24 protein-coding genes are annotated in these 26,788 nt (G+C 68.0%); 12 read left to right on the top strand and 12 right to left on the bottom strand.

All coding sequences use genetic code 11. The features are described from left to right. Positions 1–12: 12 nt before the first annotated feature. The 3 genes from ACGGCP_RS04195 to ACGGCP_RS04185 form a co-directional block, all read right to left on the bottom strand. A complete protein-coding gene (locus ACGGCP_RS04195) occupies positions 13–2,655 on the bottom strand; it encodes a transglycosylase domain-containing protein (protein ID WP_392960812.1) in 2,643 nt (880 codons plus the stop codon). A 415-nt stretch (positions 2,656–3,070) separates the two neighbouring features. Then, a complete protein-coding gene (locus ACGGCP_RS04190) occupies positions 3,071–4,711 on the bottom strand; it encodes an FAD-binding dehydrogenase (RefSeq protein ID WP_392960809.1) in 1,641 nt (546 codons plus the stop codon). Positions 4,712–4,786: 75 nt separating this feature from the next. Next, entirely contained in the window at positions 4,787–5,428 is a 642-nt protein-coding gene (locus ACGGCP_RS04185) for a flavin reductase family protein (protein ID WP_392960806.1), read from the bottom strand. Positions 5,429–5,589: 161 nt separating this feature from the next. Between ACGGCP_RS04185 and ACGGCP_RS04180 the strand changes: the two genes are divergently transcribed. After that, positions 5,590–6,609: a hypothetical protein gene (locus ACGGCP_RS04180; RefSeq protein WP_392960803.1), complete on the top strand. Its 1,020-nt coding sequence runs from the start codon at positions 5,590–5,592 to the stop codon at positions 6,607–6,609. A 14-nt stretch (positions 6,610–6,623) separates the two neighbouring features. After that, on the top strand, positions 6,624–7,181 hold the full coding sequence (locus ACGGCP_RS04175; protein ID WP_392960800.1) for an acyl-CoA thioesterase: 558 nt from the start codon (positions 6,624–6,626) through the stop codon (positions 7,179–7,181). A gap of 14 nt (positions 7,182–7,195) precedes the next feature. Here ACGGCP_RS04175 and ACGGCP_RS04170 read toward each other — a convergent pair whose 3' ends face one another. Both ACGGCP_RS04170 and ACGGCP_RS04165 read right to left on the bottom strand, forming a co-directional pair. Beyond that, a complete protein-coding gene (locus ACGGCP_RS04170) occupies positions 7,196–7,507 on the bottom strand; it encodes a hypothetical protein (protein WP_392960798.1) in 312 nt (103 codons plus the stop codon). Positions 7,508–7,890: 383 nt separating this feature from the next. Continuing rightward, a complete protein-coding gene (locus ACGGCP_RS04165) occupies positions 7,891–8,187 on the bottom strand; it encodes a hypothetical protein (RefSeq protein ID WP_392960795.1) in 297 nt (98 codons plus the stop codon). A gap of 231 nt (positions 8,188–8,418) precedes the next feature. Between ACGGCP_RS04165 and ACGGCP_RS04160 the strand changes: the two genes are divergently transcribed. Then, complete coding sequence (locus ACGGCP_RS04160; protein WP_392960793.1) at positions 8,419–9,231, top strand: DUF5753 domain-containing protein; 813 nt, start codon at positions 8,419–8,421, stop codon at positions 9,229–9,231. Next, the gene (locus ACGGCP_RS04155) at positions 9,228–9,410 is read left to right on the top strand and encodes a DUF397 domain-containing protein (RefSeq protein WP_392960790.1); all 183 of its coding nucleotides are present in this window, start codon (positions 9,228–9,230) and stop codon (positions 9,408–9,410) included. Before ACGGCP_RS04160 ends, ACGGCP_RS04155 begins: the two co-directional genes overlap by 4 nt. 83 nt (positions 9,411–9,493) lie before the next feature. Here ACGGCP_RS04155 and ACGGCP_RS04150 read toward each other — a convergent pair whose 3' ends face one another. Beyond that, entirely contained in the window at positions 9,494–10,309 is an 816-nt protein-coding gene (locus tag ACGGCP_RS04150) for a class I SAM-dependent methyltransferase (RefSeq protein WP_392960787.1), read from the bottom strand. Positions 10,310–10,461: 152 nt separating this feature from the next. Between ACGGCP_RS04150 and ACGGCP_RS04145 the strand changes: the two genes are divergently transcribed. Further along, a complete protein-coding gene (locus ACGGCP_RS04145; protein WP_392960784.1) occupies positions 10,462–10,716 on the top strand; it encodes a hypothetical protein in 255 nt (84 codons plus the stop codon). A 6-nt stretch (positions 10,717–10,722) separates the two neighbouring features. Here the strand turns inward: ACGGCP_RS04145 and ACGGCP_RS04140 are convergent, their stop codons facing one another. The 5 genes from ACGGCP_RS04140 to lpdA form a co-directional block, all read right to left on the bottom strand. Further along, positions 10,723–11,814, bottom strand: a complete 1,092-nt coding sequence (locus ACGGCP_RS04140) for a phosphotransferase (RefSeq protein ID WP_392960782.1) — start codon at positions 11,812–11,814, stop codon at positions 10,723–10,725. Then, the gene (locus ACGGCP_RS04135; RefSeq protein WP_392960779.1) at positions 11,811–12,782 is read right to left on the bottom strand and encodes an aminoglycoside phosphotransferase family protein; all 972 of its coding nucleotides are present in this window, start codon (positions 12,780–12,782) and stop codon (positions 11,811–11,813) included. The genes ACGGCP_RS04140 and ACGGCP_RS04135 overlap by 4 nt, the downstream gene beginning before the upstream one ends. A 234-nt stretch (positions 12,783–13,016) precedes the next feature. Continuing rightward, on the bottom strand, positions 13,017–13,448 hold the full coding sequence (locus ACGGCP_RS04130) for a hypothetical protein (protein ID WP_392960776.1): 432 nt from the start codon (positions 13,446–13,448) through the stop codon (positions 13,017–13,019). A 190-nt stretch (positions 13,449–13,638) separates the two neighbouring features. After that, a complete protein-coding gene (sucB, locus tag ACGGCP_RS04125; RefSeq protein ID WP_392960774.1) occupies positions 13,639–15,390 on the bottom strand; it encodes a 2-oxoglutarate dehydrogenase, E2 component, dihydrolipoamide succinyltransferase in 1,752 nt (583 codons plus the stop codon). Between the two features lie 27 nt (positions 15,391–15,417). Beyond that, the gene (lpdA, locus tag ACGGCP_RS04120) at positions 15,418–16,806 is read right to left on the bottom strand and encodes a dihydrolipoyl dehydrogenase (protein WP_392960771.1); all 1,389 of its coding nucleotides are present in this window, start codon (positions 16,804–16,806) and stop codon (positions 15,418–15,420) included. A gap of 215 nt (positions 16,807–17,021) precedes the next feature. On the opposite strand from lpdA, the gene ACGGCP_RS04115 reads away from it, so the two are divergent. After that, positions 17,022–17,354: an oxidoreductase gene (locus ACGGCP_RS04115; protein ID WP_392962023.1), complete on the top strand. Its 333-nt coding sequence runs from the start codon at positions 17,022–17,024 to the stop codon at positions 17,352–17,354. A 128-nt stretch (positions 17,355–17,482) separates the two neighbouring features. On the opposite strand, the gene ACGGCP_RS04110 is transcribed toward ACGGCP_RS04115, so the two are convergent. After that, complete coding sequence (locus ACGGCP_RS04110) at positions 17,483–18,940, bottom strand: leucyl aminopeptidase (protein ID WP_392960768.1); 1,458 nt, start codon at positions 18,938–18,940, stop codon at positions 17,483–17,485. Positions 18,941–19,015: 75 nt separating this feature from the next. Between ACGGCP_RS04110 and gcvT the strand changes: the two genes are divergently transcribed. The 6 genes from gcvT to ACGGCP_RS04080 all read left to right on the top strand — a co-directional run bounded on the left by gcvT (position 19,016) and on the right by ACGGCP_RS04080 (position 26,743). Further along, positions 19,016–20,098: a glycine cleavage system aminomethyltransferase GcvT gene (gene gcvT / locus ACGGCP_RS04105; RefSeq protein WP_392960765.1), complete on the top strand. Its 1,083-nt coding sequence runs from the start codon at positions 19,016–19,018 to the stop codon at positions 20,096–20,098. A gap of 77 nt (positions 20,099–20,175) precedes the next feature. Further along, entirely contained in the window at positions 20,176–21,483 is a 1,308-nt protein-coding gene (locus tag ACGGCP_RS04100) for a Gfo/Idh/MocA family oxidoreductase (RefSeq protein WP_392960762.1), read from the top strand. A 9-nt stretch (positions 21,484–21,492) separates the two neighbouring features. Beyond that, the gene (uxaC, locus tag ACGGCP_RS04095) at positions 21,493–22,926 is read left to right on the top strand and encodes a glucuronate isomerase (RefSeq protein WP_392960759.1); all 1,434 of its coding nucleotides are present in this window, start codon (positions 21,493–21,495) and stop codon (positions 22,924–22,926) included. Further along, positions 22,927–24,222: an enolase C-terminal domain-like protein gene (locus tag ACGGCP_RS04090; protein WP_392960756.1), complete on the top strand. Its 1,296-nt coding sequence runs from the start codon at positions 22,927–22,929 to the stop codon at positions 24,220–24,222. Next, the gene (locus tag ACGGCP_RS04085; RefSeq protein WP_392960753.1) at positions 24,210–25,628 is read left to right on the top strand and encodes a mannitol dehydrogenase family protein; all 1,419 of its coding nucleotides are present in this window, start codon (positions 24,210–24,212) and stop codon (positions 25,626–25,628) included. The genes ACGGCP_RS04090 and ACGGCP_RS04085 overlap by 13 nt, the downstream gene beginning before the upstream one ends. Beyond that, the gene (locus ACGGCP_RS04080; protein WP_392960750.1) at positions 25,625–26,743 is read left to right on the top strand and encodes a Gfo/Idh/MocA family protein; all 1,119 of its coding nucleotides are present in this window, start codon (positions 25,625–25,627) and stop codon (positions 26,741–26,743) included. The genes ACGGCP_RS04085 and ACGGCP_RS04080 overlap by 4 nt, the downstream gene beginning before the upstream one ends. The last annotated feature ends 45 nt before the right edge of the window (positions 26,744–26,788 follow it).

Below are 26,788 nucleotides of genomic sequence, written 5' to 3'. Positions count from 1 at the left end.
ACGCTGCATCAATCAGTCGTCTTCGCCGCGACCGTTGTTGTTCCCGTTGTTCTGACCCGGCTGGCACAGCCCCAGCGCCTGCGAGATCGGATCGCACGTCTCCTGCCCCGGCGGCGGCGTCGCCTGGACGCACAACGAGTCGCCCGGGTTCGCCACGCAGTACGCGCTGCTCGCGTCGATCTTCCCCTGGTCGTTCAGGATGTCGTCGACCATCTCCCTGCCCGCGTGCGAGGCGTCCGACCAGTTCTGCGACTCGTACCCCTCGGACTCGATCGCCTTGTTCATGAACTTGATCCACACCGGATAGCTCAGCTTCGAACCGTAGACGCCGTCCGTGCCGCCCCACTCGTTCAGCAGCGGCGCCGACTCGGCGGTCGCGTTGCCGACCCACGCGGCGATGCTCAGCTGCGGGATCGCGCCCACGTACCAGGTGTGCGCGTTCGCGTCCCCGTACTCGTCGGCCGCCTGCCACGTACCGGTCTTACCGGTGAGCTGACGGCCCCCGTCGATCGTGTCGCCGTCACCGGTGATCGTCGAACCCACCCACTGCAGGTTCCTGGCGATCGTCGAGTCGAGCGCCTGGTACGACTCCAGGTTCCGCTGCTCCGGCACCGGGTTCCCGTCGCGGTCGTACACGGCCTCGACGTAGTGCATCTCGTTGTACACGCCGTCCGCCGCGATCGTCGCGTACACGCTCGCCATGTACGCCACCGAAGTCGGGTACTGCCCGAAGCTGATGTGGTAGTAGAACGGCGAGTTCTTCGACTCCAGGTCGAGCTCGGTCTTGATCGGCGTCACGCCGTCGCCCTCGTACCCGTCCAGCGATGCGTCGAGGTCGATGTTGCCCGTGACCGGGTCGGTCACGAACGAGCCGTCCTCGTTCTCGATGATGCCGTGGCGCGAGTACGTGATGTTCCCGTCGCCGTCGCGGTAGAACCGGTACGTGACCTCCTCGCCGTCCTCGGTCTGCGTCATCTGCCGCATGCCCATGTTGACCGCGGTCTCGAGGATCGCGGTCGCGCCCCACTTCTCGGCGATCGCGTACATCGGCGTGTTCTTCGACTGCCGGACCGCCTCGGTGAGGGTCATGTGGTCCGCGCCGCCCGTGTTCGACCCCGAGTTCGAGATCGTCGGGTCGTCGAACCCTTCGAGCGAATCGAACTCGCGCGGCGACTCGGCGTTCCACCACGAGTCGATCGAAGCGCCGTTCTCGATCGCCGTCGCCGCCGTCACCATCTTGAACGTCGACGACGGCGGGTGCGGGTTCTCCAGCCCGGCCTTGTCGATGCCGAGGCCGTTCTCGCCGCCGTAGTAGCCGAGGACCCGGCCGGTGCCCGGCTCGACCGCGACGACCGCGCTGGCCATCGACTTGTTGTAGTTGTAGAGCGCCGCGTCCTCGTTGCTGTTGACGAACTCGAAGTAGCCGTCCTCGTTCACGTACTCCGCGGCTGCGGCGGCGTTCTCCTCGGAGACGACCTCGCCGTTGTCGTCGATGAGCTCGTCGTTCTCGTTCCTCATCCGCTCGAGGTCGCCGCGCGAGGCGGTGCTCTGGGCCGCGGCCTGGACGTCGGGGTCGAGGGTCAGCTCGACGGTGTAGCCGCCGGTGTCCGCCTTCTTGCCGTAGAAGTCGTCCTTGGTGAGGCCGTAGCGGCTCTCCAGTTCGGCCCAGATGTAGCCGTCGGTCGGGTTGGTGATGAATCCGGTGGGGGTGTCGTGGCCCCACGTGCCCGGGTTCTTCAGCGCCTCGAGGGTCGCGGGCATCCCGGCGTCGAGATCGGCCTGGACCTTGGCGAGGTCCTCCTCGCTGATCTTGTCGGTCATCGTGAGCAGGGTGTTCATGCCGTGCGTCCAGCGGTCGAGCGGGGCGGTGCTGCCCTCCTCGGCGATACGCGGGTCGAACGAGCCGTCACCGGCCTTGACCTGCATGACCAGCATCATGCCCTCACCCCAGGTGAGGTCCTCGACGTGCTTGCCGAACCAGACCTCGGCGGCGGCCTCGATCCCGTAGGCGCCGCGGCCGTAGAAGTTGAGGTTGAGGTAGTGGAGCAGGATCGTGTCCTTGTCGTTCTCCTGCTCGAGCTTCATGGCCATGACGGCTTCCTTGGCCTTGCGGCCGTAGGAGATGTCGCCGCGGATATCGGAGACCATGCCCGCGTACTGCTGGCTGATGGTCGAGGCGCCCTGGGTGTCGCCGCCCTTGAGGTTGTTGACCAGGGCGCGCATGGTGCCCTTGTAGTCCACGCCCTCGTGCTCGAAGTAGTCCTTGTCCTCCAAGGCGAGCAGCGACCAGACGACCGAGTCGGGGAGCTGCTCGTAGTCGTCCACGAGCTTGCGCGTGTACTCGCCGTAGCCCGCGATCGGGGTCTCGCTGCCGGCCAGCGTGAACGTGGTGGACTCGCCGAACTCCAGGTCCTCGGGGGCGGGCACGTCGTTGAAGAACCACGCTCCGGCCACGGTGATGGCGCCGAGGAACATCAGGCACGCCATGATGAGCGCCGCGTAGACGCGGCGGCGGCGCACCGACATGCGCTTCTTCTTGCGGCCCTTCTTCGCGGCGCCGGGGACCGGCTTGGGCTTGGCGGCGCCGACGACCGACGCGCGGCCCATGTTGCCGCCGCCCGAGACGGAAGGCTGCCCGACCGGGGCACTGCCCATCGGCGGGCCCGCCGGAGGGCCGCCCATCGGCGGGCCTGCCGGGGAGCCGCCCATAGGGGGACCTGCCGGGGGGCCGACCGGGGGTCGCATCGGCGGACCCATCGGCGGGCCTGCTGGGGGTCCGGCCTGGTGGCGCGGGGCAGGGTGCTGAAAGTCGCTCATGCTCAACCATCCACGAGTTGTGAGGTGCCGGCCCGCGGCGTGTGGCCTGCGTCCGGCTTCGGCGAGCGCTGCTGAGGAGCAGTACGGCTGGCGCCCGCAGAACCTTGGATGTTAGCGGACCACGCCCGGTAGGCGAGGAGTGCTCGGTTTCGCGGGTGAGGAAGGCCGCTTATCGACCACCTTAGACCTCCACTGCCACATCGCAACGGGCATGCCGGGGACGAACCGGCACACACCGTCACGTCTCGGCGACTCAGCCTGCGACGCCGCGCGCGGCCTGCCTCCCCGAGAACAGGCATCCGCCCAGGAACGTCCCCTCCAGCGACCGGTACCCGTGCATCCCGCCGCCCCCGAACCCGGCCGCCTCGCCTGCCGCGTACAGCCCCGGCAGCGGCTCGCCGTCCGCCCGCAGGACCCGGCCGTCCAAGTCGGTCTGCAAGCCGCCCAACGTCTTCCGGGTCAACAGGTTCAGGCGTACCCCGATGAGCGGCCCGGCCTTCGGGTCGAGCAGCCGGTGCGGGGTCGCGACCCGGATGAGCTTGTCGCCCCGGTAGTTCCTCGCTCCCCGCAATGCTGTGACCTGCAGGTCCTTCGTGAACTTGTTGTCCATCTCGGCGTCCCGCGCCTCCACGGCCGCCCGCACGGTCTCGTAGTCCAGCAGGCCCTCGCCGGTGATCCCGTTCATCTTCGCGACCAGCTCGGGCAGCGTCGCCGCGACGGCGAAGTCCGCACCGTTCTTCTTGAACGCCTCCACCGGCCCCGGCGCGCCCGGCAGCACCCGCTTGAGCAGCAGCTTCCAGTCCTTGCCCGTCAGGTCGGGGTTCTGCTCGGACCCGGAGAGCGCGAACTCCTTCTCCAGGATCTTCTGCGTGAGCACGAACCACGTGTACTCGTGGCCCGTGGTCATGATGTGCTCCAACGTGCCCAGGGTGTCGAACCCGGGGAACAGCGGCGCGGGGAGACGCTTGCCGGTCGCGTCCAGCCACAGCGACGACGGCCCGGGGAGGATCCGGATGCCGTGGTGCGGCCAGATCGGGTCCCAGTTCTCGATGCCCTCGGTGTAGTGCCACATCCGGTCGCGGTTGATCAGGTTCGCCCCGGCCGACTCGGCGATCCCGAGCATCCGCCCGTCCACGTGCGCAGGCACGCCCGAGATGAGCCGCTTCGGCGCCGTCCCCAGCCGCTCCGGCCAGTTCTGCCGCACGAGGTCGAAGTTCCCGCCGATCCCGCCCGACGTCACGACGACCGCCTCGGCGCTGAGTGTGAACTCGCCGAGCGGCTCCCGCGTGGTCGCCACCCCGCGCTTGGATCCGTCCGGGGAGAGCAGTGTCCCCGACACCCCGGTCACGACCCCGTCGGTCACGATCAGGTCGTCGACCCGGTGCCGGAACTTGAGCTTGACCTTCCCTTCATGGGCCGCCTGGCGGACCCGGAGCGCGAACGGCTCGACGATCCCCGGACCGGTGCCCCACGTGATGTGGAAGCGCGGCACCGAGTTCCCGTGCCCCTGCGCGGTGTAGCCCCCGCGCTCGGCCCACCCGACGACCGGGAAGAACCGGACCCCCAAGGCGTGCAGCCAGGTCCGCTTCTCACCGGCTGCGAAGTCCACGTACGCCTCGGCCCACTTGCGCGGCCACTCGTCCTCGGGCCGGTCGAACCCGGCCGTACCGAGCCAGTCCTGCCACGCGAGGTCGTGCGAGTCCTTGATGCCCATCCGCCGCTGCTCGGGGGAGTCGACCAGGAACAGGCCGCCGAACGACCAGAACGCCTGGCCGCCGAGCGACTGCTCGCCCTCCTGCTCCAGCAGCGTCACGCTCTTCCCGAGCCTGACGAGCTCCGCAGCAGCGGCCAATCCGGCCAACCCCGCACCGACCACGATGACGTCACTGTCCATCGCCCGCGCCTCCCCAGCAGCATTCCCGACGCCTACTGGCGCGTAGCGTCAATATGCCAGTACGGCGACCCGCGGTCAACTGATCGGCGCAGCCGCCTTCACGAGCCCCTGATGCGGCATCCGCCAAGCCGAGGCGAGCGTCGACGGCCGCAGGTTCTCCGCGCCCCCGAAGAACTCGCAGAACTTCATGATCAGCGGATCCCACCCGACCGGGTCCACATAGTCCGTACCAGGCACGAGCAACCGCTCCTCGATATGCGCCCGGACAACCCGGACCTCGAACGCCGTGGAAGTGCCCGAGAAGTCATGCGCCTGTTCAACCACACACTCCAGCTGAATCGGGCTCTCCAACACCCGGGGCGCTCCGACGACTTCCGACGCCTGCGGGGTCAACCCGGCCGCGCCGAACTTGTCCGCCTCGAACCGGTACCCCTTGGCGGCCTTCCGCTCCGGAACCGGGTCGGTTCCAGTCAGCGGCGCCAGCAAGTCCACGGCATCCACCATCGTCGAAGGCACCATGTTCAGGACGCACTCCCGCTCCCGCAGCATGTTCTCCGTCGTCTTCGACCGGTTCCCCATCCCGAGCATCGCCGACTGCCCCAGCCACCACGCCGAAGACATGGGCGCCACATTCCCGGTCCCATCAGCATTCCGACTGCTGATGAGCACCACCGGGGTCCCGAAGTACAGCACCTTCAAATCCGCGTTCACATGCACAACAACACTCCAATCCAACAACTCCGACCCCCCAACTAAACCCGCCCCACCCCCACGAACGCTGGCCAAAAACCGACCTCGCGCTGCTGGACCCCGGCGAGTGCCGCACGGACCTAGACTGACTTTTCTGCTTTTCAAGGCGCACAAGGAGGTACGACCCATTGGACGAGGAACAGCAGCTACAGCTCGGTAGCACCTACACCCGAGCCGAGCTGGAAGCCGTCTTCGGTGGTCGCCGCATGCACGGAATCGCTCGCACATCCATTGGCGACCACGTGCTCCTGTATGCGGACCCTTCGAAAGGAAGGGGGCATGGGTACTACGACAGCTTGGATGCCGAAGAAGACGAGATAGGAGCCGTTGCGTATTACAGCGGTGAGGGTCAACGGGATCAGGGCACGCAGAGCCTGAGCGCAGGGAACACTGCGATCCTCAATCATCGTGAGGAAGGACGAGACCTGCTGCTGTTCTGGGCCGTCGGGAGGGTCAACGGTAGCCGAGGCCCAAAGCGCCAACACTATGTTGGCAAGTTTGCAATCGACCAGACGAGGCCGTACTTCCTTCGCGCTGACCCGGGCAGCGATGACGAACGGGAGGTCTATGTCTTCCGGCTTCGTCCAGTTGGTCAGATCGTGAGGCCGCCGATCGACTACATGCCGGTAGCCATCGAGACGACCTACACCGAGACCCATCCGGGCCCCTTGCTACTTCCGATTGACGAAGCTTCGAGCAAGCTGATCGAGCTTGAGCAGAACTCAGCGAAGGACTTCATCCGCAGGGCAACCTCCGAGGTAGTGGTCGAACGCCGCGAAGGCGCGCTTGTCGACCGTTTTCAAGACTTCCTTGCCACGAAACAACACGTCGCCAAGCGGTGGTATGTCAATCCTCGCGGTCATCGGAGGGGTTTTCAGACAGACCTGTTCGATGTCACTGCACATGTCTTGTACGAGGCAAAAGGCAAGGCTGATAGGAACTCCGTGAGGATGGCGATCGGACAGCTATTCGATTACCGTCGTTCAATCGAACCGCCACCACTGTTGGCGATCTTGCTGCCCGAAGCGCCCAACCCGGATCTTCGGAACCTCATCGAGTCTGTGGACATTTCCCTGGTCTACGAGGAGGACGGAACCTTCGTAGGTTGGCCGGTCGAGCCTCACGGAGCTGATGCTACTGTCGAGTAACAAAGCTTCCTTGGGTGAGGCTGTTGAGGCTCGGTGGTGGTCAGATGAACCTATACTTTCGGCTCCTGCTGCTCTGGCTGCGGTTGCGGCGGCGAGGGGCGATTGGGCTGTGGGATACGGCGGTGACTCCCTTCCGGGTCGTGCCGACCGACCTTGATCCGTTCGGGCATATGACCAACAGCCGGTACCTGACGATCATGGATGTCGGGCGCATCGACCTCATGATGCGATCCGGGTTCTGGTCGAAGATGAAGGACAAGGGCTGGTACCCGGTCGTGGCCGGGCAGACCATCACTTACAAGAAGTCCCTGCAGCCCTGGCAGCGGTTCGAGCTGCGGACGCGGGTCCTCGGATTCGATGAACGATGGGGATACACCGAGCAAACGTTCTGCGTTGGCGATGTCGTCTACGCCCAGGCCTTCGTACGGACACGGTTCCTCAAGCGGTCCGGGGGATCGGTTGAGCACGATGCGCTGGAGAAGGTCGCTGGAGGGTTCCCGGTTGATCGGGAGGTGCCGAATTGGCTGGTGGAGCTGACGGCCGCGACCCGCATCGAGGGTTCCGCGAAGTGAGCCGCGGCCTCCGCTTACAGGTTGCTTGGCGGATCAATCGGCGGTGGCGACGGGTCGGGCGGTGAAGGCGACTCGATCGGGCCTGGGATTGGGAGTTCCCATGAAGCGTGGCGCAGTTGGGTGATCAGGTGGTCCGTGGCTGACTCGATCTCCTCGCGGCGGAGCCGGTCTTCGAGACGGTTCGACGCGATGCGGGAGAGGATCAGAATGTTCAGCGCGACCTCGCGGATCAGTTGATCGACCGGGATGCGTTTGCGGGCTCCGGCGAGCGCGGTTATGGATTCGGCGAGGTTGTCGAGTTCGGGTGTCGAGGTTGGTGCGGACATCGATGCCTCCGGTTGTTGTGAAGTTGTCGGGGCGAAGCGCCTCGTTGCAGGAAGTGTAGAGGCGACCACCGACAGTTTCTTGCTGCGCGAGTCGTGTGGGTCGGGTTCTCGGCGGCGCTGGAGGGTTTGGGGTGGCCGCGCCCGGGACCCACCATCGCGGGCGCGGCCAGTCGGTGCCGGGCGCTAGCTGCCTGGGAAGAGCGCGCTCCGTGGCACCGATTCGGGTTAGGTCTGAGTCGGTGGGTGTTGTAGTTGGTAAGTGGCGCACGGGAACTTGATCGGGCAGTTGTAGTGCGCGCTGCAGGTCTGGCACCAGGGCGGATTGCCGCCGTCTGACTTGTGCTCGCCCGGGATCGGGGTCGGAGCGGTGTTCGGGTTGGCGCTCATTGGCTAGCCCGCCAGCTCTGGTAGAGGGTGTAGACGGATTGCCGAAGTCCTTCGCGGAGTTCGGGAGTCGGGAAGCGCCAACGGGATTCCGACACGAGGTGGAGGTTGGGGGAGTCGGTGTCGGGTCCGGTGAGGACACCGAGGTAGTCGGAGAGCTCGCCAGGCGCGATCCGGAAGCACATCACCGAGCCCCAATCGGGATCGAGGATGCAGCGCACTCGAGTCGAGCCGACCAGGACGATGCCGATTTCCTGGTCCTGGGGAACTGGCGATGGTGGATTCTCGCGCTTCACGCTTGGGTAGTACATCCTGCCTCCGATTCGCTCAAGCCCCGGTTCGGGCACTTGCGATGCATCGAAGGTAGGTCCTAAAGTGCCCGCGGCTCAAGAGCAAAGCACCAGGTCAGAGACCGGCGGGAAAGCTGCGCGAAAATGCTCAGCGGCCTTGGTCGGCGTACTGCCGACCAAAACTGCCGACCGTTTCGTGGTGGTTGTGCGGCAAGGGATTCGTGTGATACTCAGTGGATGGCAGATGCAAGAGCGCTTCGCCGCGAGATCGGGCGCGAACTTGACAAGATGCGTGCTGCGGTGGGCATCCCCGCGAACGAAATTCGGATCATCAAGATCTGTGGCTCTGCACGGACATACTCGCGGTTGGTGAAAGGTGAACGAACCAACCTGACGTATCCGGTCATCGGCTCGCTGTGCGACTTGTTCGAAGCACTCCCGCAGAAGAAGTTCGAGATGCAACGGCTCTGGGATGTCCTTGATGACACGAGCTTTGCCGACTCGGTAGAAGCCTGGGTGAAGGCAGGTTTCAGCCCCTACCTCGGCTTTGAGCGGATCGCCGTGAAGCTCGACCTCCACGAGATGATCTTTGTGCCGGGCCTGTTCCAGACCGAGCGGTACATGCGGCAGCTTCATGAGCGGAACTCACTGGTGCCGCACGCAGAAGCCAAAAAAATGGTCGAGCTTCGACTGCGGAGGCAGTCGGAAATCGAGGACCGGGGAGAAGACGTGCAGATCCGGGTGCTGCTGCAGGAGGGGGTGCTGCAGAGCAGATGGTGTGATCGTGAGCAGCTTGAGCGCCTGAGAGAGGCTGATGACCGACCGAATGTCTCGATCGCCTACGTGCCCTTCGATGAGGGCCCGCATCCTCTGCTGAGCGCGTCGTTCAACCTACTATCGTTCCTTGACAAGAATGATCCCGACCTTGCGTACTTCGAGGCACCAGGCGAGTCGCGTTTCTTGGAGGCTGCTGAGCCGGTGCGGGCCTGTCGGCTGGTATTCGAGTCGGGGTGGGAGCAGGCGAGGACGATCAAGGAGTTCAGACAATGAGTCAGAACGGGTGGCGGAAGTCCAGCCGAAGCGGCGGAGATGGTGACAACTGCGTAGAGGCGCGCGTTGCGGTGGCTGGATTTCAGGTCCGTGACAGCAAGCTCGGTGAGGAGTCGCCGGTTTTCTCATTGGCGGCCGCTGACTTCACTGGATTGCTTCGGGCGGCGGACCGGGCCTAATGCCTGGTTGGTGCTGACACACTGACATGCGTAAGCCCGTGGGGCGGAAGGCTTTGCCTTCCGCCCCACGGGCTTGTGTGTGCTCAGGCCCTTGCCAGGACTTCACCGTGGGGGATCATCAGCCAGCCTTCCGGGTTCTCTCCCCAGGACTTCCATGACTGCGAGATCGCTTGCAGCTCATCCTGGGTGCCGTGGCCCCCTGCGACAGCCTGCTTGGCGAAGTCGGAGTGCAATGCCCGGTCGGCCCACAGGCCGCCCCACCACTCCCGCTCCGCATCGCTGCTGAAGGTCCAGGTTGTGGAGGTGGCGCGGATCGACTTTTCATCGAACCCGGCTCGCAGTGCCCAGGCCTTGAGCATCCGGCCGGCGTCAGGCTCGCCGCCGCCTGCTCGGGCGACCTCCTCGTAGAGATCCAGCCACTTGGTCAATCCCTCGGCTTCCGGGAACCATGTGAACGCCCGATAGTCGCTGTCGCGCACCGCGACCACACCGCCGGGCTTGGCAACGCGCCGCATCTCTCGCAAAGCCTGGACCGGGTCGCCTACATGCTGGAGGACCTGGTGGGCGTGCACCACATCAAAGGTGTTGTCCTCGTACTGCAGGTCGTGGACATCAGCCACCGCGAAGCTCATGTTCGCGACGCCGCGAGACTCGGCCTCCTTCTCGGCCTGTTCGACGATGCCAGGTGCGTAGTCGACCGCGGTGACGTGTCCCTTCGGCACGAGCGCGGCGAAGTCGGCCGAGATAGTGCCTGGGCCGCAGCCGATGTCGAGGATCGTGCTGTCCGCCTGCAGCTCGGGCAGCAGGTAGGCCGCCGAGTTCTCGGCGGTTCGCCATGCGTGGGACCGCAGTACGGACTCGTGGTGGCCGTGGATGTAGGTAGCTGTTTCTTTCGCCATGGGGAGACCTTAGCGAGCGATGTCTAGAATGTGGGAGAGATTTCCTGAATAGTGGGCCGTGTGGGGTCTCGGGTGTTGATTGTCGTGAACCTGACAAGCGACACTGTGCAGCGTTTCCAGGACCAGGATGGCCTGCCGCCTAACGTGATGGCATGAGGAACATCTCAATGGAACGTCGGGCCGAAGCACGGGCTGCGGGGCGGGAGACGGTCCGAGTCGAGACTCGGGCGCGGCTGGTGCGGGCGGTCCTCGCCTTCCTCGACGGGAACGGCGTGAGGCTCACCGGAGAAGACCGGGAGCGGATCGCCTCGTGCACCGACGACGCACTGGTCGAGTCGTGGCTGTTCAAGGCCCCGTTCGTTTCGAGCGCGTCGGAGCTGTTCGAAGACGATTCACCGCGGCGCTGAGCTAGCTCACCAGCCGCGACGCTGCGCCAGCCAGTCGGCAGCAGCGCCTGCGGCCCAGCGCATGTGCCCGTGGATCGCGGGCGAGACAATTCGGGCTGGAGCCTCGTCCCAGCCGTCGAGCAAAGCGCCCGTGATCGCAGCCAGTGCGGTGTCGAGTTCGTCCGCAGTGACGCCTTCGGCGGTCGAGTGCTGCCAGAAGAGGCGGTCGGCGTCGTGCCCGTCGCCGTTTGCGATGATCAGCACGTTCACTGTGTCGACCCAGGGCGGCGTGTACCGCGGCTTGGTCCAGTCGCAGATCCAGGCCCGGTCGTGGCCGAGGAAGAAGTTGTCGGGCCGCAGGTCGCCGTGGGTGACCTGGTCGGTGACGAAGATCCGTTCGATGCCGGTTTCGATGGCCGCCAGGTCTGCCGTTCGTCCTTGAAGCTTGGGCGGCAAGGGGACTGGTGGCGTGTCGCCGTTCGCGATCTTCTGGAAGACGCTGAGGTTCTCGGCGGTCTTGGGGCGGATGCCGCTCGCGACGAGTGCGGGCGGGGGCGGGTTGAGGGCGTCGGCGGTCAATGCCCATGCGTCGAGCATGCGGTCGAGGTCGTCGGGATGCAGCGGGAGCGTCATCGGTTTGCCGTGGAGGGCTTGGAATCCCGTGACGGTCCAGTCGTCGATGTCGGCGTGGAAGCGGACCTTCGCGGCCGGGATCTCGGGCGGGAGGGCGGCGGTCACGCGCGCTTCGTCGCGGTAGGCGTCGCGGACCTCGGGCGTGAGCGGGCCTGCGGCTTTGATGAAGAGTTCACCGCCTGCGGACCGGACGCGTCCCGCGAAGCCGGTGGTGAAGCCGCCGCCCGCGATCGAGATGGCGGCTGGTTCACCGCCGAGCTCGGCCGCGATGCGGGCCCGGACGGCGTCGGGGAGCGTCTCGTAGGCGGGTCGGATCGCCGTTGCGGCGAAGTCGGGCGGTGCAGCGGGGGCCGCGGCTGAACCCGTGGTTATTGGATGGGGCGTGGCGAGCTGCGGAGGCCTTGCAGCGGCCGTGTCGGGAGGGTTCGGATCGGTCGAGAGGTCGGGCCCGGGGTCGGCGGGCATCGCGGACCCCGGGGCGCTCACGTCCAGCCTCGGCGCTGGGCGAGCCAGTCCGCGGCGGCGCGGCCGCTCCATTGCTGGTGGGCGCGAATGTACGGAGAGACCTGCGGTATCAGCGGCTGGGCGGCCTGGCTGAGGTAGTAGCCGATGATCGAGGCGAGCGCGGTGTCGAGCTCGTCAGGGGTCACGCCTGCAGCGGTGGGGTGGGCCCAGAAGAGCGCGTCGGCGTCGTGGCCGTCGCCGTGGGCCGCAATGAGGAAGCAGACGGTGTCGAACCAGGTGGAGTGGACCTCGACCCAGTTCCAGTCGCAGATCCAGGCCTGGTCGGCGCCGACGATCATGTTGTCGGGGCGCAGGTCGAAGTGCATGACCGAGTCGGCGGTCATGGCCGCGTCGATGCCCTGTTCGAGCTGCGCGAGTTCAGCCCAGTGGGCGTCGAGGACGCGTGGGACGGGGAACTTCTCGATACCGCCGGAGTCGACGAACGCGAACTGGCGCAGCTGGTGGTCCACGGGCCTGGCGGTGACGCCGAGGTCGAGCAGGGCCTGCGGGGCCGGGGTGAGCGCGGCGGCGGCCTTGGCCCAGGCGTCGAGCATGAGGTCGAGGTCGCGGACGCTCATGGGGAGGGTCGGGGCGCGGCCGTCGACGGCTTCGAAGCCGATGACGGTCCAGTCGTCGAAGTCGGCGGCGAACTCGAGGCGCGGGGCCGGGACCTCTTTGGGCAGCGCGGGGTTGATGCGGGCCTCCTGGCGGAAGGCGTTGAGCGCGAAGGAGTTATCGGGCCCGGCGGCCTTGACGAACAGCTCGGCCCCGGATTCGGCGCGGACGCGGGCAGCGAAGCCGCTGCTGAAGCCGCCGCCCGCCATGCGGATGTCGGCGGGCCCGCCGCCGAGTTCGGCGGTGATGCGCTCCTGGACGTAGGTCGGGAGCGTCGGCCAGGTAGCGCGGACGGCGGTGGCGTCGTAGGGGACCGTGGGTCCGAATCGGGACATGGGGATGAGTGTGGACGGGGCGAGGCGCGGTCGCAACGGGTTTAGGCGTGGAGATGGGGCGATTCCGGCGTCAGCCTTCAAATCGGGCGCTGGGAAGGCCCCCCGTTTTCAACGGTCTCATGTGGGTGCGACAACGGACGGTAAGGAGCGGAGCCGATGTGGCGGCGGTGAGTTGGGGGACGCGAGCGGCCCCCGCTGCCGTGGTGGGGACGGCGGCGAGGGCCGGGTTTCATTCTATGCGTTGGCGAGCAGGGAGGGAATCACCACCGGCAGGACGTAGCAGCCGATGTCGCCGACGGCGCTGTAGGTGAGCGCCCAGTTCGCCGTCTTCGCGTCGCGGCACAGCACGACGAACGCCACCATGCAGCTCAGCGTGCGCTGCGCGTCCGTCATGAACCGCAGCCACGACTCGGCCTGCGCCGGGTTGGGCTGCAGCACGGCGTCGAACAGGAGGGCGATCACCCGGTCGTCGCCCTTGGAGTAGGCCGCGGCCACGCAGACGCGGAGGCGGCTCGGCTGTTCGGGAAGGGTGATCGTCCTGCGGGAGACGGTGATGGCGTCGTATTCGGGGAGGTCCGGACCGTCGGTCCAGTTGTACAGTTCGGTCGCGAATTCGGGGCGTGTCTCCATCAACATGGCGAGGAGTTCGTTGTACTCGATCGACATTCGAGTTCCTAACTTCCGCGTGGGGTCACAAAAGGTGGGTTGTAGGAACAACGAGGACACGCTTTGCCGGTTACGGGTAGGTGTCGCGACTTGTGGAGGCCGCCTGCAGATGCAGGAGTGTGGCTTTTGCACACAGAAGGGGCGCGGCGGGATCCTCCCGCCGCGCCCCTTCAGGAGCTTCCAGCCGTCCTTACAGGCCCAGCTGGTGTTCGAAGTTGCCCTCTTCGATGCGCTTCGTGACCGCTTCGAGGTAGCGGGCCGCGTCGGCGCCGTCGATGAGGCGGTGGTCGTAGCTCAGCGTCAGGTGCATGACCGAACGCACCGCGATGACCTCGCCCAGCTCAGGGTCGTTGATCACGCGCGGACGCTTGACGATCGCGGCGGTGCCGAGGATCGCGGACTGTCCGACCGGGACGATCGGCGTGTCGAACAGCGCGCCGACCGAGCCGGTGTTGGTGATCGTGAAGGTAGCGCCGAACAGGTCGTCGGGCGCCAGGCCGCCGTCGCGGGCCTTCTTGGCGATCTCGGCGATCCGCTTGGCCAGACCCGGGATGTTCAGGTCGCCGGCGTTCTTGACGACCGGGACGATGAGGCCCTTCGGCGTGTCCACCGCGAAGCCCACGTGCTCGGCCTCGGGGTAGTTGATCGTCTTCTCCTCCATGTTCATGGTGGCGTTGACGATCGGGTACTGCTGCAGGGCCTCGATGGCGGCGATCGAGAAGAACGGCAGGAAGGAGAGCTTCACGCCGTGGCGGGCGAGGAACTCGTCCTTCTTGGCCGCGCGGAGCTTCGCCACCTTGGTGACGTCCACTTCGCGCACCGTCGTCAGCTGCGCCGTGGTCTGCATCGACTGGAGCAGGGCCTTGGCGGCGGCCTGACGCAGGCGGCTCATCTTCTCGGTGCGTCCGCGCAGCGGGCTCACCTCTGCCGGGGCCGGAGCGGCCTTGGCCGGGGCGGCAGCGGCCGGGGCCGGAGCGGGCTCCGGGGCCTTCTTCGCGTCGATGACGGCCTGGACGTCCTCCTTGCGGATGCGTCCGCCCACACCGGAACCGGAGACCTCGGAGAGGTCCACGCCGTTCTCGGAGGCGAGCTTGCGCACCAGCGGCGTCACATACGAGCCGGACGGCTTCGACGCGGCCGGAGCCACGACGGGGGCCTCGGCGACCTCGGGAGCGGCCGGGGCCGGAGCGGTCGGCGTCGACTCGGCCTTCGGCTCTGCCAATTGACGGCTCGCAAGCGTCGCCGAAGTCGGCTCCGGCTCAGGCTCGGACTTCACAGCCGGGGTCGGCTCGGCGGCAGGCGCGGGCGCGGCCGGAGCGGCCGAACCGGAGCCGATGATCGCCAGCACGGAACCGACCTCGGTGGTCTCGTCCTCGGCGACCCGGATCTCCAGCAGCGTCCCCGCGGCCGGGGACGGGATCTCCGTGTCGACCTTGTCGGTCGAGATCTCCAGCAGCGGCTCGTCCACCTCGACGGTGTCGCCCACGGCCTTCAGCCACGACGTCACCGTGCCCTCGGTGACCGACTCGCCCAGCTCGGGGAGCAGGACCTCGGTCCCCTCGGCAGGACCCGACGCGGCCGGAGCGGCGGCAGGGGCCTCAGCGGCCGGGGCCGGAGCCTCGGTCTTCGCCTCGGGCTCCGGGGTCGGCAGCGGCTCCTGGGCCGGGGCCGGGGCCGGAGCGGACGGCTCGGCGCCCGCCTCGGACGGGTCGCCGATGATCGCCAGCTCGCCGCCGACCTCGACATCCGTGTCCTCGGGGACCACGATCTTCAGCAGCACACCGGCGACCGGCGAAGGCACCTCGGTGTCGACCTTGTCGGTCGACACTTCGAGCAGCGGCTCGTCGACCTCGACGGTGTCGCCTTCCTTCTTGAGCCACTGGGTGACAGTCCCCTCGGTGACCGACTCACCGAGAGCGGGCATCGTTACCGATGTCGGCATCGTTCGTTCAACTCCTGCGGTTGTGGATTAGTCGTGGGCGTGCAGCGGCTTGCCGGCCAGCAGCATCGCCGCTTCGCCGATCGCCTCGTTCTGGGTGGGGTGCATGTGGATGAGGTTCGCGACGTCGGTCGCGTACGCCTCCCAGTTGTAGATCAGCTCCGCTTCGCCGATCTGCTCGGAGATGCGCGCGCCGACCATGTGGACGCCGACGATCGGGCCGTCCTCGACCGCGACGAGCTTGATGAAGCCCTGGGTCTTGAGGATGTTCGACTTGCCGTTGCCCGCGAGGTTGTAGTTGACCGACTTGATCTTGTCGGCCCCGTACTTCTCCTTCGCCTTGTCCTCGTTGAGGCCCATGGAGGCCACCTCGGGCTCGGTGAAGGTCACGCGCGGGATGCCGGTCTCGTCGATCGGGTTGGGGTTCAGGCCCGCGATGTACTCGGCCACGAAGATGCCCTGGAGGAAGCCGCGGTGCGCGAGCTGGATGCCGGGGACGATGTCGCCGACGGCGTACACGCCCGGGATGGCCGTCTGCAGGTTCTCGTTCACCGGGACGAAGCCGCGGTCGAGCGTGATGCCCTGCTCCTCGTAGCCGATGCCGTCCGTGACGGGGCCGCGGCCGACGGCCACGAGCACGAGGTCGCCCTCGACGACCGTGCCGCCCTGGATCGTGACCTGCACGCCCGTGGCGGTCTTCTCGACTTTCTCGAAGAACTTGCCGGTGTGGAACTTGATGCCGCGCTTGCGGAACGCGCGCTCCAGCTGCTTCGACGAGTCGGCGTCCTCGGCCGCGATGAGGCGCGGGAGGCCCTCGATGATCTCGACCTCGACGCCCAGGGACTTCCAGGCGGAGGCGAACTCGACGCCGATGACGCCGCCGCCGATGACGATGGCCTTGTTCGGCAGCTCGGTGAGCTCGAGCGCGTGCTCGGAGGCGATGATCTTCTCGCCGTCGATCTCAAGGCCCGGAAGGGTCTTGGAGTACGAGCCGGTGGCGAGGACGATGTTCTTGCCGGTGACGCGCTGGCCGTTGTCGACCTCGACCGTGTTCGGGCCGACGAGCTTGCCGGTGCCCTGGATGAACTCGACCTTGTGCGCCTTGACCAGGCCCTGGAGGCCCTTGTACAGCTTCGAGACGACGTCGTCCTTGTACTTCTTGACCGCCGGCATGTCGACGCCCTTGAACTCGGCCAGGATGCCGAACTGCTCGGACTCGCGCGCGGTGTCGGCGACCTCGCCGGCGTGGAGCAGCGCCTTGGTGGGGATGCAGCCGCGGTGCAGACACGTGCCGCCGACCTTGTCCTTCTCGATCAAGGCCACCGACAGCCCCAGCTCAGCCGCGCGGAACGCGCTGGCGTAGCCGCCGCTGCCGCCGCCCAGGATTACTACGTCGTATCCTGCGTTCGGGTCGCTCATTGCTCTCCCCACTTAACGATGCTTAGGTTCGGAGCCCATCCTTCCACCGGCGGCGACTCGTGATCGTCCAGACCCGGTGGTTGGAGTGTGCAACACCATTCAACCGCTTGCTGCGAGCATTCGGAAAGTCCCCTTCGTGTGCGGCTGGACACAGGTGTCTTAGGGCATGTGTACGCTTGGAAATCACGCCTCAAGTGGTGCGGGAGGAAAAGGCCGTGGGCTTGTTCGGACGGAAGAAGAAACAGGGCAAGGGGACGCTGGACCGGGCCTCTGACAACGCTGACCAGCGGCATCTCATCGACTTCATCAAGTCGCGCGTGGGGGTCGAGGCCTACCTCGAGCCGAAGACCACGGTGACCGAGACGACGGTCATGCTGATCGCGCACGACGGCGAGTGGACACGGCGGCGCGTGGACGGCCCGGCGGGCGCGTTCGCTCTGGGCCGCAAGTACAACACCCCCGTGTACGAGGTCGCCAAGACCGGGTATCCGCAGCGTAAGCGCGATTACGACGCCAGGCGGAAGCTCGAGCAGCAGCGCCGCCAGTAGCGTTTTCGACCCCTGGAAAGACAACGATTGCGCAATATTCACCGCACTGTCCCGCCACTTGGTGGTGAGGTCCCGGCGGTACGAAAAAAGGGCCCGGCAGCCGCCGGGCCCTCATTACACGGTTGTGATTACGCGGCGAACTCCTCGAGCGCGGCCACGAGGGTGCGCACCGGGAAGCCGGTCGCGCCCTTCGCGATGTAGCCGTAGGTCGAATCGGAGTCGGCCGGGCCCGCGATGTCGAGGTGCGCCCACGGCAGCTCCTCGGGCACGAACTTCGACAGGAAGATCCCGCCCTGGACCATGTGGCCGTCGCGCTTGAGGCCGGTGGCGCACTGCGAGACGTCCGCGATCGGGGACTCCATGAGCTTCACGATGTCCTCGGGGAACGGCATCGGCCAGCCGTGCTCGCCGGTGGTCTCGCCGATGCGGCGCAGCCGCTCGGTCTCGGTGTCGGTGCCCATGAGGCCCATCGTGCGCCGGCCCAGCGCGATGAGCTGGCCGCCGGTGAGCGTGGCCACGTCGTAGAGCGCGTCGGGCTCGTCCTCGAGGGCCCGCGAGATCGCGTCGGCGAGGACCAGGCGGCCCTCGGCGTCGGTGTTGAGCACCTCCACGGTCATGCCGTTGCGGATGGTGATCACGTCGGAGGGGCGGAACGAGGAGCCGGAGAGCATGTTCTCGGCCAGCGCCACGGTGCAGGTGACGTCGACGTTCAGGCCGAGCTTCGCGGCGGCGATCGTGGCGCCGACGACGGCCGCGGCCCCGGCCATGTCGCCCTTCATGTCCCACATGCCCGCGCCGGGCTTGATGTTGATGCCGCCGGAGTCGAACGTGATGCCCTTGCCGACGAGCGCGACGTGCTGCGTCGCGCCTTCGGGCCGGTAGGAGAGGCGCACGAGGCGCGGTTCGGCCGAGGACCCGCCGCCGACGGCGAGGACGCCGCCGTAGCCGCCCGCGGAGAGCGCTTCGGCGTTCAGGATCTCGACTTCGAGGCCCGCGTCGAGGGCGGCCTGCTCGATCTCGACGGCGAACGTCGGCGGGCGCAGGAGGTTCGCGGGGGTGTCGGCCCAGTCCTTGACGAGGGCGACGCTGTCGGCGAGCACGGTGGCCTTGGCGATCGCGGCGTCGCTCGCGCCGTAGACGCGGACCTCGGCGGGGGCGGCGTCGCCGTTGCCGTCGGTCTTGTAGCCCTCGAACCTGTACGCGGCGAGCGCGGCGCCGACGGCGGTGGCCTCGGGGTCGCCCTCGAAGACGATCGCGGCGCTGTCCTTGCCGAACGCGGCGCGGACGGCGGTCCCGGCGGCGCGGCGGAGGGTCTCGTCGTCGAGGTCGTCGGCGTCGCCGAGGCCCACGGCGTAGACGAGCTTCGCGGCGAGCGCGTCGGGCGCGGGCAGGCGGGTGAGGGAGGACGCCGAGCCGGTGTTGCCGAGGACCGCCAGCTGCTCGGCGAGGCGGCCGCCGAAGGCGGCGTCGACGCCCGCGAGGCTCTCGGGGAGCACGGGCGCGTCCTCGCCGGAGAAGACGCCGACGACGAGCACTTCGGCGTCAGCTGCCGTGATGTCGCCGGAGGCGGAGATCAGAGCTGTCACGATCCATCCTTAGCTGTGGTGGGGACCAAATGCTCCGATCCTAATGTCTGGGACGACCGCGATAGTCTCTGTCCCATGTCGGAGACACTGCTCACCTCGCCCCTGCACGAACGCCACCTCGCCCACGAAGCGAAGTTCGCCGAATTCGCCGGATGGGACATGCCCCTCCAGTACCCGAGCGGCGTCCTCGCCGAGCACCAGGCGGTGCGCACCGGCGTCGGCGCGTTCGACGTCTCGCACCTGGGCAAGGTCTGGGTGACCGGTCCGGGCGCGGCCGCGTTCGTGAACCGGTGCCTGGCGAACGACCTCGACCGGATCGGCGCGGGCGGCGCGCAGTACACGCTGTGCCTGGACGAGAACGGCGGCGTGGTCGACGACCTCATCGCGTACCGCTTCGCCGACGACGAGGTCTTCCTGATTCCCAACGCCGCCAACACGGCCGAGGTCGCGCGCCGCCTGGAGGCCGCCGCGCCGGAAGGGATCGAGGTGCGCGACGTGCACCGCGGCTTCGCGGTGATCGCGGTGCAGGGCCCCGAGTCGCCCCGCGTCCTGGAGTACCTGGGCCTGCCGCACGACCACGAGTACATGACCTTCCGCGAGCACCAGGTGGGCACGGCCGACGTGATCGTCTGCCGCTCCGGCTACACCGGCGAGACCGGGTTCGAGCTGGTCGTGCCGAACGAGGCCGCCGTGGACCTGTGGGACGGCATCCTCGTCGCGGGCGCGGCCCCGTGCGGGCTCGGCGCGCGCGACACGCTGCGTCTGGAGATGGGCTACCCGCTGCACGGCCAGGACCTGAGCCTCGACATCACGCCCGTGCAGGCGCGCTTGAACTGGGCGATCGGGTGGGACAAGCCGGAGTTCTGGGGCAAGGCCGCGCTGGAGGCCGAGCGCGCCGAGGGCCCGAAGCGGAAGCTGTGGGGCCTGGAGGCCACCGGCAAGGGCGTGCCGCGCGCCCACATGTCCGTCATGGACGGCGACGCGGTGGTGGGGGAGACCACATCGGGCACACACGCGCCGACCCTGAAGAAGGGCGTCGCGCTGGCGCTGCTCGACGCCGGGTACAAGCCTGGAGCCGAGCTTGAACTCGACGTGCGTGGCCGCCGGTTGCCAATTCGAGTTGTCAAGCCCCCCTTTACGAAAGCCACGCCGAAGTAATCCCAGCGAGACCCGGCTCTTGATTGCGGCAAGTTTCTCCGATAGCGTTTACCAAAACTCGCCGACGAAGGAGTCACATGCCTGGCACGCCGCATCGCTATGCCCTCGTGGGGACCGGTTCACGCGCCACGATGTACCGCAAGGCCATCACCGAGCGGAGTGACAAAGCCCGCCTCGTCGCCCTCGCGGACACCAACCCCAAGCGCATCGCCCACCACCTGGAGGCCGTCGAAGCGGCGGGCCAGCCCGCGCCCGCCGCCTACGCCGCTGCCGACTTCGACAAGCTCCTCGCCGAGACCGACCCCGACACGGTCATCGTCACCTCGGTCGACGCCACGCACCACGAGTACATCCTCGCCGCGCTCGCCGCCGACAAGGACGTCATCTGCGAGAAGCCGCTGACGACCACCGGCGAGCACGCCGCCGCCATCCTCGCGGCCGAAGCGCAGTCGAAGGGCACGGTCACCGTCACCTTCAACTACCGCTACAACCCCCTGCACGAGAAGGTCGCCGAGCTCCTGCGCGACGGCGCGATCGGCGAGATCACCTCCGTCGGCTTCGACTGGCTCCTCGACACCCGCCACGGCGCCGACTACTTCCGGCGCTGGCACCGCGAGGCCGAGCACTCTGGCGGGCTCCTCGTCCACAAGTCCGGCCACCACTTCGACCTCGTCAACTGGTGGCTCGACGCGGCCCCCGTGCGCGCCTTCGCGAAAGGCAAGCTCGCGTTCTACGGCGAGAACGGCAAGCGCACCGGCCACGACCGCGGCTACGACCGCGTCCACGGCTCCGAGGCGGCCGCGGACGACCCGTTCGCGCTCCACATGGCCGACAACCCCGGCCTGAAGGAGATGTACCTCGACGCCGAGGACGAGGACGGCTACATCCGCGACCAGTCCGTGTTCGCGCCCGGCGTCACCATCTACGACGACATGATGGCGCTCGTCGACTACGACTCGGGCGTCACGCTCTCCTACCGGCTCACCGCCTACTCGCCTTGGGAGGGCTACCGCGTGCACTTCAACGGCACGCAGGGCCGCCTCGAACTCCTCGTCGTCGAGAACGACCACGTCAACCCGAAGCTGAAGGGCCCCAACGGCGCCAGCCTCCACGGCACCGACGCCTCGCCGGAGGAGGGCTGGTACGAGCTCACCCTGCACCCCTTCTGGACCAAGCCCGAGAAGATCGACCTCGGCGACTACCAGCGCGCCGGGCACGGCGGCGGCGACGTGCGGATGCTCGGCGTCCTCTTCGACGGCGACACCGACCCGCACGACCGCTCCGCGAACGCCCAGGACGGCGTGAACGCCCTGGCCGCGGGCCTGGCCTCGAACGCCTCGATCGCCACCGGCCAGCCGGTGGAAGTCGCCGACCTCCTGAAGTAGGACACCTCAATGTCATTGCACCCCGACCGGTTGTTCCCGGCCGACGAGCGCACGCGCGCCATCGCCCGGGAACTCCACCAGCGCACCGCCGACCTGCCGCTGGTCAGCCCGCACGGGCACGTCGACCCGCGCCTGATGTCGGAGAACCAGCCGTTCCCCGACCCGGCGCGCCTGTTCGTCGTGCCCGACCACTACCTGACGCGGATGCTCTACAGCCAGGGCGTGACCCCGGCCGAGATGGGCGTCCCGTCCGTCGCGGGCGAACCCTCTGAAGTGGACGGACGCACGATCTGGCGGCGCTTCGCCGAGCACTACCGCCTGTTCCGCGGCACGCCCTCGAAGATGTGGCTCGACTACACCTTCGCGGAGGTCTTCGGGATCTACAAGGAACTCGGCCCCGACACCGCCGACGAGTTCTACGACCACCTCTCCTCGCGCCTGGCCGAGCCGGCCTACCGGCCCCGGGCCCTGTTCGACCGCTTCAACATCGAAGTGCTCGCCACCACTGAGTCTCCTGTGGACTCGCTGGAGCCGCACGCGGCGCTCGCCGGGATGCCCGCCGCGGGCGGCCGCCGGTGGGGCGGCAAGGGCGGCAAGGTCGTCACCACGTTCCGGCCCGACAACATGGTCGAACCGGGCTGGCCCGGCTGGCTCGAACGCGTCGAGGCCCTGGCCGAGATCACCGGCCAGGACACGTCCACGTTCGACGGGTTCCTCGCCGCGCTGCGCAGCCGCCGCCAGGACTTCATCGCGGCCGGGGCCACCTGCACCGACCACGGGAACCTCACGGCCGCAACCGAGGACGACCCGAAGGCCGCCGCCGAGATCTACGCGAAGGCCCTCAAGGGCGAAGCGGACGAGACCGAGATCCTGCGCTTCCCGGCGCTCATGCTCACCGAGTTCGCGCGCATGAGTGTCGACGACGGCTTGGTCATGCAGCTCCACCCGGGCGCGAACCGCAACCACAACCAGTGGCTCTACCAGGGCTGGGGCCGCGACGTCGGCGGCGACATCCCCGACGCCACCGAGTACACGCGGGCGCTCAAGCCGCTCCTGGACGCGTTCGGCAACCACCCGCGCTTCCGCATCGTCCTGTACACACTGGACGAGACGGTCTTCAGCCGCGAGCTCGCCCCGCTCGCGGGCGGCTACTCGTCGGTGTTCCTCGGCGCGCCCTGGTGGTTCCTCGACTCCCCGGAAGGCATGCGCCGCTTCAGGGAGGCCGTCCACGAGACCGCCGGGTTCTACAACACCGCCGGGTTCGTCGACGACACCCGCGCGTTCTGCTCGATCCCCGCCCGGCACGACGTGGCCCGCCGCATCGACGCCGCCTACCTCGCCCGCCTGGTCGCCGAGCACCGGATGACCGAGCAGGAAGCCGCCGAGGTCGCGATCGACCTCGCCTACAACCAGCCCCGCAAGATCTATGGATTGGACAGCTAAGTGACGACTCGGATCGAACGACTCGAAGTCCACGACGTGCGGTTCCCGACCGCGACCGCCGGCGACGGCTCCGACTCGATCAACCGCGCCGACTACTCGGCCTGCTACGTCGAGCTGTTCACCGACGGCGGCCCCACCGGCACCGGCTTCACCTTCACCGGCGGGCGCGGCACCGAGATCGTCGCCTCGGCCGTCCAGGCCTTCAAGCACCTCGTCGTCGGCAAGACGATCGAGGAGATCTTCCAGAACCCGGTCGAGTTCTCCCGCTCGATCATCCAGGAGCCGCAGATCCGCTGGCTCGGCCCCGAGAAGGGCGCCACCCACATGGCCGTCGGCGCGATCGTCAACGCCGTGTGGGACCTGCGCGCCAAGCTCGAAGGCAAGCCCATGTGGCAGCTGCTCGCCGAGATGGACTCCGCCGAGCTCGCCGCCCAGATCGACTACCGGCACATCGAGGACGAGCTCACGCCCGCCGAGGCCGAAGCGATCCTCGACGAGGGCCGCATCGGCTACGAGGACCGCCTCAAGGTCCTCCAGAACGACGGCTTCCCCGCGTACACGACCTCCGTGGGCTGGCTCGGCTACTCCGACGACAAGGTCCGCGCGCTCACCGAGCAGGCCGTCGCCGAAGGCTGGACCGCCGCGAAGATGAAGGTGGGCTCGCCCGACGTCGCCGACGACGTGCGCCGCGCCGGGATCATCCGCGACGTGCTCGGCCCCGACCGCCTGCTCATGATGGACGCCAACCAGATCTGGTCCGTCCCCGAGGCGATCAAGAACATGCAGGAGCTGGCCGCGTTCGACCCGTACTGGATCGAGGAGCCCACCCACCCCGACGACATCCTCGGCCACGCCAAGATCGCCAAAGCCGTCGCGCCGATCCGGGTCGCCACCGGCGAGGTCGCCGCGAACCGCGTCATCTTCAAGCAGCTCTTGCAGGCCGAGGCCATCAAGGTCTGCCAGATCGACGCGTGCCGCGTCGGCGGCATCCCCGAGGTCCTCGCGACCCTCCTCATGGCCGCCAAGCACGGCGTCGACGTCTGCCCGCACTCCGGCGGCGTGGGCCTCTGCGAATACGTGCAGCACCTCGGCATGTTCGAATACCTTCGAGTGGGGAAGACACTGGAGGGCCGCATGATCGAGTACGTCGACCACCTGCACGAGCACTACACCGACCCGGTCACCGTGGTCGACGGCCGCTACCGGCTGCCGACCCAGCCCGGATATTCCGTGGAACTCAAGCCCGAGTCCATCGCCGAGTTCTCGTTCCCGAACGGACCGGCATGGAACGCCTGACCAACTCGGTCGTGAAGCGGCTCCCCGGGGACGTCCAGATCCCCGGGGACCGCCCCCAGACCTCCGGCGTCCTCCACATCGGCGCGGGCGCCTTCCACCGGGCCCACCAGGCCGTCTACACCGACGACACCGACTGGGGCATCACCGTCGTCGCGCCTAGGTCGCGCGGCGTCATCGACGCCCTCGCCGAACAGGACGGGCTCTTCTCGGTCGCGACCCTTGGGCCTGAAGGCGCCTCCATGCGTGTGGTGGGGTCGATCGTCGACACGATCCACGCGTTCACCGAGCGCGAACGCTTCATCGAGACCGTCGCGGCAGATTCCACCCACGTTGTCACCCTTACCATTACCGAGAAGGCTTACGGCGCGATCATCGGCATGGTCGGGCAGCTCGCTCGCGGGATCGCCCTGCGCGCTGAGCGTGGCGGCCCACCACTCACGGTCCTCTGCTGCGACAACCTGCCCGACAACGGAAAGTTCACCAAGGCCGCAGTCGAACGCACGCTAACCGCGGTCACGGCCGTCAACCCCGAGTTCCCGGAGCGGGGCCCCGCCCTGCTGGCGAAGCGGGAAAGGACCCTCGCCTGGATGGCCGAGAACGTCACCTTCCCGTCCTCGATGGTCGACCGCATCGTCCCGGCCTCCACCAAGGCCACCTACGAACGCGCCCTAGGCGAACTCGGCGTCACCGACCTCGCCGCCGTCGAAGCCGAACCGTTCACCCAGTGGGTCATCGAGGACGACTTCGCCGGGCCCCGGCCCCCCTGGGACGCCACCTACACCCACGACGTGGCCGGCTGGGAGCGCTTGAAACTGCGCACCCTCAACGGCGTGCACTCCACCCTCGCCTACCTCGGCGCGCTCGCCGACGTCGAGACGATCAGCGAGACCCTCGCCCTGCCCGGCACCGAGGCGTTCGCGCGCTGGCTCATCAGCGAGCAGATCGCCCCGAGCTTCACGCCGCCCGACGGCCAGGACACCGTCGCGTACGGCGAAGACGTATTGGAGCGCTTCCGGAACCCCGGCATCCGGCACCGGTGCCTCCAGATCGCCATGGACGGCTCCCAGAAGCTCCCGCAGCGGCTCTTCGCCACCATCGGCGACCTCGCCGAAGCGCATGTCGACCTCGACCTCATCGCGCTCCCGCTCGCCGCCTGGACCCGCTTCTGCGCGGGCAAGAGCGACAACGGCAACGACCTGCCGCTCGACGACCCGCTCAAGGACGTCATCCGCCAGAGCCTCGCCGCAGCCGGGACGAACCCCGCCGCCCGTGTAGACGCTATCCTCGGGCTCCACCAGATCGTCCCCGAATCCGTCGCCGACAACCACCAGCTGCGTCGGGCCGCCGCCAAATGGCTGCGCGAACTCGACCGGCACGGCGTCGCCACCACACTGGAGCACTTGTGACCGAGACCCGCACGCCCCGCATCGCCCTCGTCGGCGCCAACGGATACGGCCTGCACCACCGCCACAACCTCGAACCCCGCCGCCGCAGCGGCGAACTCGACTTCGTCGCCCTCTGCGACACCGCCGAGATCTACGAGGACGACGCGATCCCCGTCGGCGACCTCCCCGTCTTCGACGACTACAAGGCGATGCTCGACGCCACCGACCCCGACGTCGTCATCATCGCCACCCCGCCGCCCACGCACCTGCCCATCGCCTCCGCAGCGATGCGCCACGGCGCCGACGTCTACCTCGAGAAGCCCCCGGTCGCGAACCTCGCCGAGTACGCCCAGCTCTACGACGTCATGACCGAGACCGGCCGCAACGTCCAGGTCGGCTTCCAGGCGCTCGGCTCCCACGCGTTCAACGCCCTGCGCGACGCCATCGAGGCCGGGCAGCTCGGCGAGGTCGAGGCCGTCTCCGTCGCCGGGTCCTGGCGCCGCCCCGACTCCTACTACCGCCGCTCCCCGTGGGCCGGCAAGCGCGAGGCGAACGGCACCCTCATCGCCGACGGCGCGCTCGCCAACCCGTTCGCGCACGCCTCCCAGGAGGCCATCGCGCTGGCGGGGGACTGGCCGCTGGACGGCGAGATCGAGCTGGAGCGCCTGCGCACCCGCGAGAGCATCGAAGTGGACGACACCGCCGTCTGGCGCGCCACGAACAAGAACGGCGTGCAGATCACCGTCGCGGTGACCCTCTGCGGCGACAAGAAGCTCGAAGGCGACGTGTACGTGCGCGGCACCGAGGGCGAGGCCTGGTTCGAGTACCCGACCGACAAGCTCCTCCTGCCCGGGGAGTCGGAGCCGAAGCAGTACGGCCGCACCGACCTGCTCGACAACCTGCTCGCGCACCGCAACAAGGGCGTCGGCCTCATCTCGGGCCTGCGCCGCGCGAAGACCTTCACCGGCGTCCTGGAGCGCGTCCTCAACGACCCGATCCCGCGCCTGGTCGACGCCGAGCACCTGGAGCGCGTCGGCGACGACCCCGTCACCATCCTCAAGGGAGCCGACAAGGCCGTCGAGGACGCCGCCAAGCAGGGCAAGCTGTTCAGCGAGCTCGGCCTGCCCTGGGCCTGACCCGTACCCGCCCGCGGCTCCCGGCCGCGGGCGGTCGCGAGTCCG

Source organism: Glycomyces sp. NPDC048151, assembly GCF_043202775.1.
In the GTDB taxonomy this organism is placed as follows: Bacteria; Actinomycetota; Actinomycetes; order Mycobacteriales; family Micromonosporaceae; genus Glycomyces.
This window is presented reverse-complemented; position numbering and strand designations above follow the sequence as displayed.